This window comes from Petroclostridium sp. X23 (assembly GCF_030013905.1).
GTDB lineage: Bacteria > Bacillota > Clostridia > SK-Y3 > SK-Y3 > X23.
In genome coordinates, this window is the sequence record NZ_CP124862.1 from 1,102,846 (window position 1) to 1,119,303 (window position 16,458).

Consider the following 16,458-nt stretch of genomic DNA (forward strand, 5'->3'; position numbering starts at 1 on the left):
TTTTTTTCTTTTTTGCAAATGTAATTATTGGTTTACCATAACATGGCTTAGCTTAACGCGTATGATCCTTCGGATAAGAATGCAAGGTCAATGATAAATAATTTTGCCATCGATAACATGCATAATCCGAGGCCAAACCGCCTTATAAATACGTATCGTTTAATAAATCCGAATGTAATCCATGCAAGCGCTGTAATTAGATATATAATACTTATTACAGCATTATTGAATTCAAGACTGTATTGGGTGATCAGATTTTGTGTCAAAATTGCTACAAAATATAAAGATATTACAAAAGGATACCATTCTATACCCAGCTTTCGTTCTATTACAAAAAACAATAACAAGTCCCTCATAGCGAGAATGGATAACAAAGCAATCACTGCCAATTCAATGGTTCCAACTCCCCTGATCACTGCAGACACATCATTCAGATCCCCCCTTACAGGCGAATTGAAATTCAAGAAAAAGAGGGTTATTAACGCTATCTCATAAATACTTACGGATATGCCTTTCATAATATTATCACAAAGAATGCTTATCCTTGGAATAATATATGCGGTCAGAAAGCTAAATAAAATCATTGCAGCAATGATTAAATAGTCCAAATCAAAATTACTGTTCAAAAGCAATTTTGATAAATACTCTCTTAATTCACTTCCTATGATGTATAATGAGAAAAACCATAAGTTGATTGCTGCAGCATACTTAAACACCCGTGCCGGTGTCTCCGACAAATTCTTTTTATATATCAGCGCTCCCAAAACAATCATGCTTGCTGCGGTGACTGCAAGATATTTATATGTAAAGAGCTCATCATGGTATGCCAGCACATCAAAAAGCATAAAGGCTCCAAGGCATAGCATTGAGATAATGACTCCCGCGCGTTTAAAACTTTTCAGCTCTTTAAATATTCCATAACAAAGAAGCGCAATTCCCTCAACCAACCATCCTAAAGACAACCATACCTTGCCAAATTGAAATGGTATAATGAGTACTACAAAAGTAAGTCCGGTAATATAAAAAAGTGCCATTGCTTTTTTCTCTTTTACCATAAACGTCTCAACAAACCTGCCCAACGCTAAATAAACGACTGCAAAGATGACAGCAAGAACACCTGTAAAGTCTGATAGTCTCGCAGCATAAAACGCGGAATATAAAAGCAGTGCGCTAATGAACGTGTTTAACGCCAATAAGACAACATCAGCATTTCGCAAGCTGAGTTTTTTCTTGAATGACCCAATAACCGGAATAAGGGTGTAGATGATAAATGCAAAAGCAAGATAAAGGATTGTGATGAAGCTTTGGTTACTATTAAATTCTTCAAAAAACATAATAAAAGATATATAGATTGAGCCCAAAACATTAAGTGCAAATCCTATATACGCAGTCGTGATCCACTTCTTATTGACTGATATAATCAGTGCCAGAACGTTCAGTATAACAAAATAAACCATCGCACCATACACCATGGTTTTATTCCCTGCAATCGAGAAAATAGGCAAATATCCTCCAACCATCGCAAAAGCCGATACGGTTTGAGAATTATACCACTGAGAAAGAACAAAAGCTCCTGATGTTATAAGAACACATAATCCCAAAGCCGGATACATATCCAGGATTTCAAATCTGAAAAAGCTTAGAGCTAGCGCTGCATATAGTACGGCTATACCACCGCTTGTAATGCCTAATGAAAAAACATTGGGCTTTTTACGGTTTAACCATTCACCCGCGATAAGCAGTACAACTCCCATCGCAAATGCAAAGACACCTTTTAAAGTATCAGGTAATTTTAAATATGTAAACTGTGATGCGGCGATGACACCTATAACAAGCAGCAAAACACCTAATTTATTGATAATATTGAGCCCTATCATCGATTCGATATTATTCTGTTTTACTCTCCCTTTTATCTCTTCTTCCGTAATTTGTTCCTGCCTTAACTTTGAAAATTCTGTTGCTGTATTTTCGCTAAATGCTCCGGTTTCCCTCGCAAGTTCTTCACGAGCGAGTGTTACTTTTTCATCAAGCAGATTTTTTAGTTCTTGAAGCCTTACATATATTTCGTCCTCAATACCAATCCTATTATCTTTTAATATATCGGTCATTTCATTTATCCGCTTTTTAGCAGACATCTCGAACCTGGTTAACCTGTTTACTTCCCCTTCAATATTAGATTTATAATAAACATCCATTCTTTTTTTTACCACGTTCAGTATCTGAATCTTCTCGTTGTACAACTGCTCATATAGTGCGTTCTTAAGTTTTTTATTTTCTTCCGATATTTTAAAATTATCGTTTTTTTCCTTTTCTAAAGATGTTTGATATTTTTCAAGCTCTGTTTTTAAGTTTTGGTTCTCAGTCACCAAATCATTTGCTTCAATATTGGTAATCTCGCTTTCCAAGCTTGATAGAATTTCTTTTTGTCTCGCAAGAATACCTTTTAAGTTATTTACCATTGACATCAACTCCATCCTAATGCTTGCACAATTCTTTAATAAGCTTCATGTACCTTGCGGCTAGTTTTATTTGTGACCTTCTCATTCCCTGCATATCTCTCCGGTTAAGTCATCTTACCGAATTCTTTGTAATCTTAGTTATCTATACTTCATTCTACACTTAGTATGAAAATCCTGCCAAGAAAAGCAACAATCGTTCGACATTTTCTGACACCCGTCTTAAATTATCCTTATAATATAAAAAGTCTTCCGCTTTAAGGGAAGACTTTTTGTTTACTTGTTATTTGCAACTTTGTATTTATTTGATCTCTTCAAGGTATTCCTTCTTAAAAGAGAATCCCCAGCCTGCACCCTCTCTCGGGTAGGCACAGCCGTTTTCGATACGCATGGTGTTGTCAATGATCTCGTCAATCCAATCGAACGATTCTGCCCCATATACTTTTGGAATAGTACACAGCAGCGGTACATCGTAGTCCTTGTAGTAATGAGGGAGCACCGGAATACCATAACTAATGGAAAGAGCGGCGGAATTTCTCCACTCCTCTACACCACCGATACGGATCAAATCAGGCTGCCACATATCAAGAGCATTACGGGAGATCAACGCTTTGAGTGCTTCACAATCATATTCACGTTCACCCATCGCCAGTGCAATACCACACTTGCTGCGCAAAAGCTGGTATCCCGCATAATCAGTGTTTTTAATCGGTTCCTCAAACCACTGGATTCCTATAGCCATCGCTTTATCGGAAAGCTCCAACGCTGTAGGAACATCCATTCCCTGGTTGGCATCCATCATAATCTTCACGCTGTCGCCTAAAGCCTCACGGCATTTTTTTAGTCTGTGCACATCGTGTTCCACGCCATTTTTAGAACCGACTTTGATCTTAACAGCCGCAAAACCCCGGCTCTTGTAGTCAAGAACCTCTTCAAGCAGCTCCTCGTCAGAGTATGAAAGCCAGCCACCACTGCCGTAAACAGGTATTTTCTGCATACTGGAACCAAGAATCTTCCAGATTGGCATATCCAGTGTCTTCCCCCACGCATCCCACATTGCTACATTCACTGTTGCAATCGCCCATTTTTGCAGGCCATTGTTACCAAAATATTCTGCTTCTTTATCATAATCCTGTTTCATCTTTACCGTCTCGTAGACTTTATAGCCATTTTCGAGAATAAACTTGCGGATATCCTTAAGTGCACCCTCAATCGCATTGGGTGAATAGTGGAATGATAGTAGATAGCCCTGACCGATGATTCCGCTTTCCAGTTCAACCTCGACCACATCAAATGCAATCTTGCTGATAGAGTGGGTAGCGTCGGCTATGGGTTTTGATAATGTGGAAACTGCACGGTACAACCTTACGTCCTTAATATCATGCTTCATGATTTTCACTTTTCCCTTCTTTTTTATATTTATTAGAATGAATAGAATGCCCGAAATACGCTTAAATTCGACGGTGATATTGCACTCATATTCAACTGATATATCTGATATACTAAAAATACATTACTTTTTGATATACCCTAATAGAATCTGTTCTGAGTTTTCAACGTGTTCCGCAACTACCTTCTCCACACCATCGGAATCCTTTGCGAGCAACATATCAATAATCGAAATATGCTCTATAATAGATTTATCTCTTTCTTCACTTTGGGGATTAGATACCTTGTTACGAATCCGGTGGTTATGGTCGTACACAACGCGCATGATGTTCTGTAAAAAGCGGTTTCCACAAAAATCAAGGAGACTGATATGCAACTCTCTATCTAAACCGATATAATAACTCCTTAATCCTTGGGTATCTAATTCCTTGGGAGGATTCTCAAATGCACTGCGTTTAAGCATCAGCCATTCCTCCGGAATCATCCCGCACGATTGTTTTGCAATAAACGGTTCGTTCAGCCGTCTCATTTGATAAATCTCGTAAATTAAATCCCGAGTCACTTCGGTCACGATGGTGCCCTTACGCGGATAAATATATACAAAACCTTCCTTTTGCAAGCGCTGAATCGCTTCACGCACCGGCGTACGGCTAACTTCCAGTTCACTCACCAAATCATCTTCCGAAATATCACTGAGGGGCGGTAAAACACCCTCCAAAATTTTATTTTTAATCACCTTATATGCAAAATCTTTTTTTCCGCTACTCATATTAAATCTCCATTTACCTTAACAAATACATTATATATACATCTAATATATTACATTGCATTTATAGTATAGCACGGTTGTATAAAAGACGCAATACCGTTATAAAAATCATTGCAAGTTTTTTACTTTAAATAAAAAGAGAACAGGTATTGCGTTATGGATAAGCAACTTACCTGTCCTTCATCTTTACCTTTGTATCTTTAGTAGATGCCTGTATGATCCCCATTAGGAATGGAATTAGGGAAGAATCTATACACTGACTTACTTTGAAGCGCTTATAAAAGGAATAGCCATAATACCTGGGATAAGATATGTAACTATGTTTAACTTTACAGTGTTTTATTATTTAACTATCATTAGTGAGACTTCAATTATTTGGAGGTATAATCTGGATTATAGTGGCCTTGAATACAATCCGGTGTCCCAAATAGCGCACATGGAGGCTCACCTGGACATTTGGATGAAAATGCATCATCACATTTGGGCCACTTTGGCCACTCTACCGGTTTCTCAACTCTTCCACTAGCGCCACCTACGACACTATCTAAATCATCTATATTCAATTCTTTTTTTTGATTATTGCTCATTTTATTTTCCTCCTACCTTATTGTATTTTAAAAATTTTCTAGTATCCTATCCCAAGTATTATAGCTATTTCTTTTGTTCCATAATACACCAGCCAATTAAAAGCGTATTTTGGGTCCCGATATGCCAAAAAATTTAAAGAAATCATCCAAAAGATCCTCAGCCCAACTCCCCCCAGCTACTTTATCAAGTTCTTCGTCAGATAACTCAGCAGCCTTGTAGTCGGAGGATACAAATGCTTTTAATTCTTCCTGGTCGAACTCATATCCGGCCTCGTTTAAAATAACAACAAGTTCGGATTTTGTTTTTATGTCTTTTAACTTTGCTAAAAATATGGGGTCATTTTTCAATTTTTCAATATTTTCTTTTGACACAATTATCACCTCGAAGTCTTTATGTTTTGATTATTATATACGAACCAACTTTTAAAGTAGCTCAGATTTTTAAATTTTGTGTAATATTATTGTGCTTCATGGCGAATATGGAGGTGATATTTAGACTGATATCATTAAGGAAGATCTTAATTGGTCGAAAATTAACAATTTATTTACACAAACTACAAGATTCCATAACAAATATCATGTAGTATGATAGTGAAAAAAATTTGAAAGGAGGTTTTCACATGAGCTTATTCTATAATAACTTTTATGCAAATTATCCGGCCCAATCTACCAACACCCCAAGCTTACTGAAAGTTGATGCTGACGCATTGCGTGGGATGATCAGAAACAATTCAGAGCGCATTGATAAAGAACTTGAACAATTGAAAAGGCTGTCACAGCAATTCAAAGAAAAAAGATAAAAGAAAGGAAACTCCTCCTTCTTTTATCTTTTTCTTTATATCCGACTATTCCACATCCATTTTAAGACTGTCCAGCATCAACATAAACTCCTTTTCCGAAGTTTCACCGGTGATTCTATAGATACATTTATCTTTATACCAAGATACCATGTTATGGTCAATCCCGTTGGTGATCAACAGTGCTTCTTCTCCCATTACCAAAAGCTTTTTAACCTCATTCCTTGTAAACATCCCTGAACTGAATTGTTCTACTCCAGGTTCCTGAATGATTCTAATCATTTGATCTTGATTATTCCTGTATCTTTGCTCAACAATATAATGGTCTTCATACTTATCACTCTTTACTTCCATGAATGTAAACCCTTCCGGTAAATATTGCGGCACCAGCAATGCAAAGGGCAGCTCTTCTTCCGCTTGTTCCATTGTCAGTAATTTTGTAACAGGTTTAATCTCTTGTTCCATCTCAACCTTTTTACCCTGCAGTTTGACATGATCAGGCATCTCTTGCCCTTCCAACGGAGGGGGTGGAGGCACTTTCCCACCGGATGTCATGCCATTGTCTACGCTGCTCTGCTGAATCCTAATAAAATCATCCTTGACTTCAAATATTGTATTCACCAAACGAAATTTCCATGCCTGCGCCTGTGGAAACTCTTCTATGATTGAAAATCCAAAGGAACAAATTAAAATACACGCAGCAATCGAGACCACTTTAAGCCATTTCGGAAGAATACGGTTACTAATAGCATTTCGTCTATTCTTCTCCAGTTTTTCAAGAGCATGATGCATTTCGGGAATATCGATGTTTTCCAAATCCATTATCTGATGCCATTCATTTTCAAACACATCTTCCAATATCTTATCCATATCGTCCTTATGCATCAATCTTCCCTCCTTCCGCAAGGATATATTTGTGGTCCTTGAATAATTCCTGCTTTTTGAGTTCATTGACAATCTTTTGTTTTGCGCGCATATGTCTTGTCTTAATAGTATTTATTTTTATATTCAGTACTTTTGATATTTCATCTAACGATAGTTCTGAATAATAGCGAAGTATCAGAATATCTCTAAACTCCGGTTTTAAGCTATTAATGATTTGTATAACGGTCTGCCGGATTTCTTTATTTAACACAAGATGTTCAGGAAGCAATTGTTGATCATGCATTAGAACATCCTGTTGAGGTATATCAACCAAGGATTCACGGCGATACTTCTGGAGTAAAGTCATTGTCTCGTTTTTTGCAATAGTAAAAATCCAAGACTTGAATTTATTTTGCTGCTGCAGTGTAGACATTGATCTATAAGCTTTTTCCAGTGTATTCTGCAATATATCTTCTGCTAATACGGGATTTCGCGCTATACTATAAATATAACTGTACAAACCTTTATATATAGGATGGAGTTGCTCTTCAAAAAGTTTCATATCCTGCAAAACTTTTTTACTTTTCCTTAGATGCAATATGGTATCCTCCTTACTTATTATACAATTATTGCTATCTAAGTAAATTCGACACAAAAACCGTTTTTCCTTTTTTTATACGCAAATATATGACAATATTTTGATACATCTGCACTATCAGTGTTTTGACCTCAAAGCAAAAAGCTTGATGAAGCTGATGTCAAGCCGCTTTATCAAGCTTCTCATTAAATACTGAAATCAATATCATTGATATATAGATATATCATCTATCTTATTTGCCCATTGCCATATATGATATATTTTATCGTAGTCAATTCTTTTAGCCCCATAGGCCCACGCGCGTGAAGCTTTTGCGTACTGATTCCTATTTCTGCGCCAAAGCCGAATTCAAATCCATCGGTAAATCTTGTAGAAGCATTCACATATACTGCTGCCGCGTCTATTTCCTGTAAAAACTTTTGAGATTTATCGTAATTGGTAGTAACGATGGCTTCCGAATGCTTAGTACCGTATTTATTGATATGTTCAATCGCTTCATCCACATGATCTACTACCTTTACAGAGATAGTGTAATCTAGGTATTCTTTAGACCAATCTTCTTCTTGAGCCAAAGTTGCTTCCGGGAAGGTCTCAAGCACCTCCTCGGAACCTCTGATCTCAACGTTATGACTTTTTAAGCTGCCTAAAACTTTAGGCAAAAATTCCTTAGCGATGTTTTTATTCACAAGAAGGGATTCTGCCGCATTACATACCCCGGGCCGACTTGTTTTAGCATTGATAACAATGTCTTCCGCCATCTTTTGGTCACATTCATCGTCAACATAGATATGGCAGTTACCCACCCCGGTCTCAATCACAGGAACAGTAGAATTGTTCACTACGGTTTGAATCAGCCCGGCGCCGCCACGAGGAATAAGTACATCAATATATTTGTTTAGCTTCATCATCTCTACAGCAGTTTCTCTACGGGTATCTTCAATAAGCTGTACGGTTCCTTCTTCCAACCCGGCTTTTACCATCGCTTCATTCATAATTTCAACGATGGTTGTGTTGGAGTGAATAGCTTCACTACCCCCTCTAAGTATAACCGCATTTCCTGCTTTCAAGCATAGGGCTGCCGCATCCACCGTTACGTTCGGCCGTGCTTCATAGATGATACCGATGACACCAAGCGGAACTCGTTTTTGCCCGACGGTTAACCCGTTAGGACGCTTCCACATAGAAATCACTTCTCCGATAGGGTCAGGCAGGTTTTTGATTTGCAATACACCTTCCGCCATGGAAGAAATCCTTTTCTTATTTAGGGTCAACCTGTCCAGTAAAGCACCACTGATTCCTTTTTCCTTTGCATTGATCAGATCTATGTTATTTGCTTCCATTATTTTTTCATAATGATCCATCAACGCATCCGCTACCGCCTGTAATGCACTGTCCTTTACTACAGATGAGATATTGGACAAAGCATATGCAGCTTTTTTCGCTTTCTCACCTTTAACGATCAATTCACTCACTTCAATTCCTCCTCTACCAAATTTATTAGATATAAACTATCGCTTTCTCATGAATAATGTTCCAACCTGCTTCGCTTGTATGATATCATATAAAATACGGGGGTCTTCTCCACTGGTAATCACCATGTTAACGCCGGCACTGCATGCGATTTCCGCCGCTGTAATCTTAGTTGCCATGCCTCCTGTTCCTCTGCTGCTACCCGCTCCTCCCGCAAGTTCTTTGATAGTATCGGTAATCTCTTCTACAACGTGAATGATTTTCGCTTCCGGATTCTTCTTTGGGTCTTCATTATACAGACCATCGATATCCGAAAGGATTACCAGCAAATCGGCTTTAATTAACTCAGCCACTACAGCAGACAGCGTATCGTTATCTCCAAAGTTATCCGCGTATTCTATCTCTTCTATCGCAATGGTATCATTTTCATTAACAATAGGAACGACACCATATTCCAATAATGTATTAAATGTATTCACCGCATTATCTTTTCGATGGTCATTTTCCACGACATCTTTGGTTAGCAATATTTGTGCAACCGTTTGACCGTATTCAGAAAACAACTTATCGTATAAATGCATCAACTGACATTGTCCTATGGCGGCGGCGGCTTGCTTTCCGGGAATGGTATCGGGTCTCTCCCTCAAGCCCAGTTTACCGACACCCACTCCAATCGCACCCGATGTCACTAAGACAACCTGCTTTCCTTGATTTCTTAGATCTGCAAGCACTCTTACAAGACATTCAATTCTGTTTAGATTCAACTTACCCGTATCATAGGTAAGGGTAGATGTACCTACCTTAATGACTATTCTATGTGAATCCTGCAATTCTTTCAATATCTTTTGCATGATCATCCTTCTTTCATGTAAATTGATCAGTCGCAAAGCATGGGTGGGACCCGGGCCTACAGCTTCCCTAAAAAGCAAGCGCAGCAGTAGGTCCGTCCCCATGCTTCACTCCTTTTATGTGCTAAATTCGACTTTATCATAGTCTCCTATAAATAATAATAATTCTATTCTACCAGCAATTATAGATATTTCAAGTAAAAAGTGATCAAAAAAAAAATGCGCTGTTTGCGCATTTAATAGTTTAGTTGCAATATTCTCTCGGCAGCTTCGCGGAAAATAGGAACTGCTGCCTTTCCTCCCTGCCTGCCATCTTCCACAAATACGACCATTGCATACTTAGGATCATTCACAGGAAAATAGCCTACAAACCATGCATGTACTTTTGATTTTCCTTCTTCTACCCAACCGGTCTCAGCACTCCCTGTTTTTCCGGCCGATCCTCCGTATTGATCCAAATTTGCATTTATTCCGGTTCCCGATATGGTTACTTGCTCCATCATTCTTTGAATGCTTTCTGCGATATCCGTATCTACGACTCTAACATCCTCTTCATGTCGAATTTGTTTTATTACATTGCCGGTATCACTTACTACCGAATCTACAATGTTGAGCTTTTTTCTAATTCCTTTGTTGGCGATTGTGGTTACCATATCTACTACTTGAAGCGGAGTTACCAATATCTCGCCTTGTCCTATCGAAATATTAGCAGTATCACCGGGTGAAACATATTTTTTTTCAGGTACATTCCCGGAATTTTGCTGTATCCCATCAAACAACGGAATTGCTTTTCCGAATCCGAAACGTTTCGCCATATTAATAATCGCATTATATCCCAGCTTTAATCCTACATCTATAAAAACAGGATTACATGAATTTGCAAATCCTTGTAGAAAGCTTTGATCTCCGTGGCCTTCTTCTTTATGACATGCGATGATCCTTCCATCCACTTCAATATGACCTGTACATGTAAATGGTGTTTCCAAATCTACTGCTTTCTCTTCAAGCGCAGCAGCAGCAACTACTATTTTGAATACCGAACCGGCATCATACGCTGAAAAAGCTTTGTTGAGCAATTCATCACCTTGGCTTTGAATATGCTTTTCAATATCATATTGCAAATAATTGGGTCTGCTGGCCAATGCCACAATATTTCCGGTTTTTACTTCTGTCACAACAACTGCTCCGCTTTCCATTTGCGGATCTATGATGTCTTCCACAATGTCCTGAATGTGATAGTCCAATGTTAATTTTACACCCATATCTTCAGAATTTCCAAATGCATTGACAACTCTGTATCCAAGTCCGGGAATGGAACGCTTAAACGCATCTCCAATCATACCGATGCTTTGCGGCCGGCCAACGGCAAGATATTGATTAAATGCCTTTTCTATACCCGAGTATCCCTCTTGATCTACAGGATTGATATACCCTATAATATGCCTTGCCAACGATTGATTGCTGTATCTTTTGCTAAGACTTATTACTTTAATAGCCGGATGATTGATTTTCTCCATCACATCCTTCTCAGAATAATGGTCAATTATAAAAGTAACAGGTTTTTTCTGTTCCAATGTTTCTTGTATTTTTTCCGGGCTATACCCGGTAAATTCTGATAGAGTTTTTGATACTTCAGTAAATTCTTCTAATAAATTTGGTATCACAATGATATACAATTTATCTTCTCTATCAGTAAAAGGAATCATATTTCTGTCATAGATATTTCCCCTAATCATTTTGAGCGTAGTGTCTATCGCTCTCTGTCTTGTCACCTGCTGTATCAAATCATCACTTTCGATGATTTGCACGTAAAAAAGCCGGGCAGATATAAATAAAAATATCGCAGTAATCATTAACATAAGCCCTTGTAATCTTTTATTATAATTCAAAAGTGCACCTCCAACGCGGGTACTATTTTCATACTACATTGTTCCCACACAAAAGGTGCACTATACCGGTATGAGTGCCACTTTGTACAAAATTAGCTTTTTACTTGCAAATAATATATGTTATATTTGAAACCTATTTTTCCTGATTTTTTAGCTCTATATAGTTTTTCATCACTAGTCGTCAGTAACGTTGCATTAAAACAATAGTATAGATAGATTTTAACTAAATAAAATTTGAGTATCCTCTCAAAAGATTTGATTGAAATATATAAGTCACAGGGCTAAATGAAAATTCGGGTAGACTGCCTATTTCACTCTAACTATGGATTTTATTATGTACATAAAAACATAATAAAATATGCTTAAACCTAAAACACCCATACAAAGCCATCCTCCTAACACTAAGACACCCGGAAACGCCCCGAATTTCTCAAATATTTCTATTATTTCCATATAGAATTATCCTTTCTTTTATTTAGATTTTTCAACTTTATAACCACCAGTAAAAGGAAAGGAACATAAATAGTATAAATTTGATGTAAATAGATGTCAGTAAATTCTGTTGCCAAAAACCGGTGATAAACAAAGCTCGGTATTTTAATAAGATTAAACCAAATTAAAAAAACAGCCATCACAACAATCATGACTTCCCTCTTTATTTTAAAGAGTGTGGATAAAGCCAGTACAGATCCGTAAAAAAACAGCATAGCTTTAAAAAATCCACCGATAAAGATAACAATTACGCCAATGGCATCAATATTTGTAATAATATCACCAATGCCAATCAGCCGGATAACTTCTACTAAAGGTATTGTTGACGAAGCTGTAAACTCGACACCCAATACCGTAACAATGGTGGTAGTTGAAATAAAAAGAACACTACCCAGCATAAAAATAGCAGAAAACGCGTATTTCCGAATATCATCACTTTTGTTTACATAGCAGTAATACATCAAAAACACTACATTTTCTCCATAAGGAAAAGCAGCATATTCGGGAAAGGCCTTTTTTAAAACCGGCTTGATTCCATTTGCCAGTACCGGCTGCAGCTCTTTTAAATCTATCTTTCCCGATACCGCTATCAAAATGTATAATAATATGAGAGATAGCATTACATAAGGCATCAAAATTTCACTTGTACGTGCTATCACCTCAATATTTTTAAAAGTGAAATAGATGATTACCAGTATAAAAATACATTGTATAGCCAAAATAGGTGTTGTCTGAAGCGCTGTAATGGAAATCAGTTCAGAGAACTCACTAAAATTTAAAGACGATATCCACATGAAATATCCGGCAAAAAGGACGGTAAGGACTCCACCGAAGACTTTCCCAAACAATGTAATGTTGATTTCAGCAAGATTTTTTCTCGGATAGCTTTTCTGTAGCTCCGTATGGATCCATATAACACCAAAACCCATTGTGAGAGAAATCAGCTCCATAACCCATGCGTTTTGCTTTACTTCTACTCCCCTTGCAAAAAGGGTTGAACTCCCCAATGAGTGCATAACCAATAAAGCAAACAACTGATAATTGCTGATACGCATATCAAAATTCATATTAAAATATCCTTCCTTTTATTCTGCGGATTTAATCGGCTTTGATATCAGTCCTGTCCTTAATATACAATTTATCTTCTCTATCTGGAAAAGGAATCATATTTCTATCATAGATATTCCCTCTAATCATTTTGAGCGTAGTATCTATCGCTCTGTGTCTTGTCACCTGCTGTATCAAATTATCATTTTCAATGATTTGCATATAAAAAAAGCCGGGCAGACATAAATAAAAATATCGCAGTAGTTATTAATCATAAGCCCTTGTAATCTTTTATTATAATTCTAAAGTGCACCTCCAACGCGGGTACTATTTTCATACTACATTGTTCCCACACAAAAGGTGCACTATACCGGTACGAGTGCCACTTTATACAAAATTAGCTTTTTACTTGTAAATAATATATATTATATTTCAAACCTATTTTTTCCTGATTTTTTAGCTCTATATAGTTTTTCATCAGTAGTCCTTATTAGCTCATCTATGGACTCTCCAGAAAACTGACTTATTCCACCACTTAAAGTTATTCTTTCATTCACTTCAAATTCTACGCTCTTTATTTCTGACTGAATTTTCTTTGCAACCATTCGAGCTGCTTCCAAATTGGTATCCGGCATTATAATAATATATTCTTCTCCACCATAGCGGCCAATTATATTTGTAGATTCAACAGTATCAACAATTGTTTCTGCTACCTTTATAATTACATGATCTCCATTCAAATGCCCGTAGTTATCATTAATTTCCTTGAAATTATCAATGTCGGCAATAATAAGTGATAGAGGGCATCCCCTACGCCTTGCATGGTCCATCTCCTCTTTTAAAATCTCAAAAGATACGGCATGATTCATTAACCCTGTCATAGCATCTCTCTTCGCCAGTTCCTCAAGTTTAAGGTTCTTTTCTTGAATTGTTTTTTTATCTAAAAATAATGACAATCTTATGCTTATCATTATTCTTGACTGCAGCCAAGTGAATATATTAAATATCAGTGTGTTTTGCCTTATGATAAATACTATCTCCTGATTTTCCTGATAATATGGCAGTAAAAATGAAAAACCCAAATAAGCAGAGAATATTAGAATACAACTTTCTATAGGCATCATATTAATCATCAGTGTGATGCCAAAAACCGCCATTAAATACATATGTATCAAATCAATTTCTCCTTGAGTCATTAAAGCCAAAAACATTCCGAGCAGCAATACAGCTATTGCATAGATATATTGAACTGCTTTAGCTAGGTAGATATTGATAGTATTTATTTTCGTATTGACAAACATAATAATTGGTATCAATACTATATTAGAAATAAGAAAGGGTGAAATCGCATTTTCTGAATGACAAGGAGTCTCGAGTATGAAATAAACAATACACTCTGTAAAAAATAATAAAACTGTAAAGATGGCAAGCCTGGAGAAATTATCTTTTATCAGCTGTCTCTCGAATTCATTCTTATATTGTTTAGGAATTTTTGTTCGTATGCTTTGCCAAATGTTGTCCATTATGACCTCCTAAAATATATCAGACATGATCAAATCATTTCTATTACCTAATCATTTATTATAATAAAATAGTTCGACAGATGTTGACAAAAACCTTTTATTATGACTAATTATTCTAGTATAATTTTCATCTTTCACATAAATGCAAAAACACATGAATATGCACAAATCCTTACTGCAAAAGACTATGATGTTATAGACAGGGTCTTTGCCGGTGGACTTGCAAGAGAAGATCATATATTTAAAGCTCTCGCACTTAGGGCGCCATTTACTAAACTGGTTTGCATAGGCAGAGCATTAATGATTCCTGGTTTCCTTGGTGCAAATATTGAAGAAGTGCTTTATGCTGATAGAAAAGGATGCATATATAAAACGGATTTCGAAAACTTCAGATATTTTTTAATGAGCATTAAGCAGCCGCACTAAAACTAAAAAAAGGATTTTATCCAGTTCTACTGATACTGGCACTAGTGTATCCTTTTTTATCTGATCATTGCTTTTATAATATATATAAAAGCATAGTATATAATCATTAAAACTAAAATTCCCATACACATCCATCCCGCCAACAATAAGGCACTTGGGAACAGTCCGGATTTCTGCATGATCTCTATTATTTGCATGACGTATCATCCTTTCTCTTATTTAGATTCCGCAACCATATAACCATAAGTAAAAGAAACGGAATATAAATGTTATAAACTACGTGTATATAGGTGACAGTAAAATTTATTCCCACAAACCGGTGATAAACAAAGTTAGGTATTTTAGCGAGATTGAACCAAACCAGGAACACAGCCATTACAATAATCATGACTTCCCTCTTTATTTTAAAGAGTGTGGATAAAGCCAGTACAGATCCGTAAAAAAACAGCATAGCTTTAAAAAATCCACCGATAAAGATGACGATTACGCCGATGGCATCAATATTTGTAATAATATCCCCAATTCTAATCAACCTGATCACCTCTATCAAAGGTATTGTTGAGGATGTAGCGAATTCAACACCCAATACCGTGATAATAGTGGTAGTTGAAATAACAAGGATGATACCCAGCATAAAAATAGCGGAAAATGCGTATTTCCGGATATCATTACTTTTATTTACATAGCAGTAATACATTAAAAAGACTACATCTTCCCCATAAGGAAAAGTAGAAAATCTAGGATAGGCCTCTTTTAGAACGGGCATCATCCCATTTGCCAGTACCGGCTGCAGCTCTTTTAAATTTATCCTTCCCGATACGGCTATCAAAATGTATAACAATATAAGGGACAACATTACATACGGCATTAGAATTTCACTTGTGCGTCCCATCACCTCAATATTTTTAAAAGTGTAATAGATGATTACTAGTATAAAGATACACTGTACAGCCAAAATGGGCGTTGTCTGTAGCGCTGTTATGGAAATCAGTTCAGCAAACTCACTAAAATTCAATGTCGATACCCAAATAAAATACCCTGCAAAAAGAATGGTAAGAGCTCCACCAAAAACTTTTCCAAGCAGTGTAATATTGATTTCAGTAAGATTTTTTCTCGGATAGTTTTTTTGCAGCTCAGTATGAATCCATATGATGCCAAACCCGATAGCAAGGCCAACCAGCTCAACAATCCATGCATCTTGCTTTGCTCCTATGCCCCGTGCAAAAATGGTTGAACTTCCTAATGAGTGCATAATCAATAAAGTAAACAGCTGATAGTTGCTGATGCGCATATCAAACTTCAT

General features: G+C 36.8%; 16 protein-coding genes. 2 read left to right on the forward strand and 14 right to left on the reverse strand.

Annotated features, from left to right (window positions below):
* Nucleotides 1–47: 47 nt before the first annotated feature.
* The 5 genes from QKW49_RS05565 to QKW49_RS05585 all read right to left on the reverse strand — a co-directional run bounded on the left by QKW49_RS05565 (nucleotide 48) and on the right by QKW49_RS05585 (nucleotide 5,573).
* Nucleotides 48–2,459, reverse strand: coding sequence for a DUF2339 domain-containing protein (locus tag QKW49_RS05565; protein WP_282866559.1), 2,412 nt, complete (start codon nucleotides 2,457–2,459; stop codon nucleotides 48–50).
* A 298-nt stretch (nucleotides 2,460–2,757) separates the two neighbouring features.
* The gene (locus QKW49_RS05570) at nucleotides 2,758–3,846 is read right to left on the reverse strand and encodes a mandelate racemase/muconate lactonizing enzyme family protein (protein ID WP_282868071.1); all 1,089 of its coding nucleotides are present in this window, start codon (nucleotides 3,844–3,846) and stop codon (nucleotides 2,758–2,760) included.
* Between the two features lie 123 nt (nucleotides 3,847–3,969).
* Nucleotides 3,970–4,614 carry a GntR family transcriptional regulator gene (locus QKW49_RS05575; protein ID WP_282866560.1) on the reverse strand — a complete coding sequence of 215 codons (645 nt, stop codon included), beginning with the start codon at nucleotides 4,612–4,614 and terminating at the stop codon, nucleotides 3,970–3,972.
* Nucleotides 4,615–4,985: 371 nt separating this feature from the next.
* The gene (locus tag QKW49_RS05580; RefSeq protein WP_282866561.1) at nucleotides 4,986–5,201 is read right to left on the reverse strand and encodes a hypothetical protein; all 216 of its coding nucleotides are present in this window, start codon (nucleotides 5,199–5,201) and stop codon (nucleotides 4,986–4,988) included.
* A 96-nt stretch (nucleotides 5,202–5,297) separates the two neighbouring features.
* Nucleotides 5,298–5,573 carry a Nif11-like leader peptide family RiPP precursor gene (locus QKW49_RS05585; protein ID WP_282866562.1) on the reverse strand — a complete coding sequence of 92 codons (276 nt, stop codon included), beginning with the start codon at nucleotides 5,571–5,573 and terminating at the stop codon, nucleotides 5,298–5,300.
* A gap of 248 nt (nucleotides 5,574–5,821) precedes the next feature.
* Here QKW49_RS05585 and QKW49_RS05590 point away from each other — a divergent pair, with 248 nt between their 5' ends.
* A complete protein-coding gene (locus QKW49_RS05590) occupies nucleotides 5,822–6,001 on the forward strand; it encodes a hypothetical protein (protein ID WP_282866563.1) in 180 nt (59 codons plus the stop codon).
* A 45-nt stretch (nucleotides 6,002–6,046) separates the two neighbouring features.
* Here the strand turns inward: QKW49_RS05590 and QKW49_RS05595 are convergent, their stop codons facing one another.
* The 8 genes from QKW49_RS05595 to QKW49_RS05630 all read right to left on the reverse strand — a co-directional run bounded on the left by QKW49_RS05595 (nucleotide 6,047) and on the right by QKW49_RS05630 (nucleotide 14,729).
* Entirely contained in the window at nucleotides 6,047–6,883 is an 837-nt protein-coding gene (locus QKW49_RS05595; RefSeq protein WP_282866564.1) for a DUF4367 domain-containing protein, read from the reverse strand.
* Nucleotides 6,876–7,460 carry an RNA polymerase sigma factor gene (locus QKW49_RS05600; protein WP_282866565.1) on the reverse strand — a complete coding sequence of 195 codons (585 nt, stop codon included), beginning with the start codon at nucleotides 7,458–7,460 and terminating at the stop codon, nucleotides 6,876–6,878. Before QKW49_RS05600 ends, QKW49_RS05595 begins: the two co-directional genes overlap by 8 nt.
* Before the next feature lie 227 nt (nucleotides 7,461–7,687).
* The gene (locus tag QKW49_RS05605) at nucleotides 7,688–8,932 is read right to left on the reverse strand and encodes a glutamate-5-semialdehyde dehydrogenase (protein ID WP_282866566.1); all 1,245 of its coding nucleotides are present in this window, start codon (nucleotides 8,930–8,932) and stop codon (nucleotides 7,688–7,690) included.
* Between the two features lie 36 nt (nucleotides 8,933–8,968).
* Nucleotides 8,969–9,787 (reverse strand): glutamate 5-kinase, encoded by an 819-nt coding sequence (gene proB, locus QKW49_RS05610; protein WP_282868072.1) that lies wholly within the window; start codon nucleotides 9,785–9,787, stop codon nucleotides 8,969–8,971.
* A gap of 227 nt (nucleotides 9,788–10,014) precedes the next feature.
* Nucleotides 10,015–11,667: a penicillin-binding protein 2 gene (locus QKW49_RS05615; RefSeq protein ID WP_282866567.1), complete on the reverse strand. Its 1,653-nt coding sequence runs from the start codon at nucleotides 11,665–11,667 to the stop codon at nucleotides 10,015–10,017.
* Nucleotides 11,668–12,110: 443 nt separating this feature from the next.
* Nucleotides 12,111–13,226 carry a GerAB/ArcD/ProY family transporter gene (locus tag QKW49_RS05620; protein WP_282866568.1) on the reverse strand — a complete coding sequence of 372 codons (1,116 nt, stop codon included), beginning with the start codon at nucleotides 13,224–13,226 and terminating at the stop codon, nucleotides 12,111–12,113.
* 31 nt (nucleotides 13,227–13,257) lie between these two features.
* A complete protein-coding gene (locus QKW49_RS05625; RefSeq protein WP_282866569.1) occupies nucleotides 13,258–13,428 on the reverse strand; it encodes a hypothetical protein in 171 nt (56 codons plus the stop codon).
* 203 nt (nucleotides 13,429–13,631) lie between these two features.
* Entirely contained in the window at nucleotides 13,632–14,729 is a 1,098-nt protein-coding gene (locus tag QKW49_RS05630; protein ID WP_282866570.1) for a GGDEF domain-containing protein, read from the reverse strand.
* A 102-nt stretch (nucleotides 14,730–14,831) separates the two neighbouring features.
* Here QKW49_RS05630 and QKW49_RS05635 point away from each other — a divergent pair, with 102 nt between their 5' ends.
* A complete protein-coding gene (locus tag QKW49_RS05635) occupies nucleotides 14,832–15,155 on the forward strand; it encodes a hypothetical protein (RefSeq protein ID WP_282866571.1) in 324 nt (107 codons plus the stop codon).
* Nucleotides 15,156–15,342: 187 nt separating this feature from the next.
* Here QKW49_RS05635 and QKW49_RS05640 read toward each other — a convergent pair whose 3' ends face one another.
* Complete coding sequence (locus QKW49_RS05640; RefSeq protein WP_282866572.1) at nucleotides 15,343–16,458, reverse strand: GerAB/ArcD/ProY family transporter; 1,116 nt, start codon at nucleotides 16,456–16,458, stop codon at nucleotides 15,343–15,345.

Coding starts and splice junctions, on each gene's coding strand:
- QKW49_RS05565 (WP_282866559.1), bottom strand. CDS start 2,459: ATGGTAAATAACTTAAAAGGTATTCTTGCGAGACAAAAAGAAATTCTA.
- QKW49_RS05570 (WP_282868071.1), bottom strand. CDS start 3,846: ATGAAGCATGATATTAAGGACGTAAGGTTGTACCGTGCAGTTTCCACA.
- QKW49_RS05575 (WP_282866560.1), bottom strand. CDS start 4,614: ATGAGTAGCGGAAAAAAAGATTTTGCATATAAGGTGATTAAAAATAAA.
- QKW49_RS05580 (WP_282866561.1), bottom strand. CDS start 5,201: ATGAGCAATAATCAAAAAAAAGAATTGAATATAGATGATTTAGATAGT.
- QKW49_RS05590 (WP_282866563.1), top strand. CDS start 5,822: ATGAGCTTATTCTATAATAACTTTTATGCAAATTATCCGGCCCAATCT.
- QKW49_RS05595 (WP_282866564.1), bottom strand. CDS start 6,883: ATGCATAAGGACGATATGGATAAGATATTGGAAGATGTGTTTGAAAAT.
- proB (WP_282868072.1), bottom strand. CDS start 9,787: ATGATCATGCAAAAGATATTGAAAGAATTGCAGGATTCACATAGAATA.
- QKW49_RS05620 (WP_282866568.1), bottom strand. CDS start 13,226: ATGAATTTTGATATGCGTATCAGCAATTATCAGTTGTTTGCTTTATTG.
- QKW49_RS05625 (WP_282866569.1), bottom strand. CDS start 13,428: ATGCAAATCATTGAAAATGATAATTTGATACAGCAGGTGACAAGACAC.
- QKW49_RS05630 (WP_282866570.1), bottom strand. CDS start 14,729: ATGGACAACATTTGGCAAAGCATACGAACAAAAATTCCTAAACAATAT.
- QKW49_RS05635 (WP_282866571.1), top strand. CDS start 14,832: ATGACTAATTATTCTAGTATAATTTTCATCTTTCACATAAATGCAAAA.
- QKW49_RS05640 (WP_282866572.1), bottom strand. CDS start 16,458: ATGAAGTTTGATATGCGCATCAGCAACTATCAGCTGTTTACTTTATTG.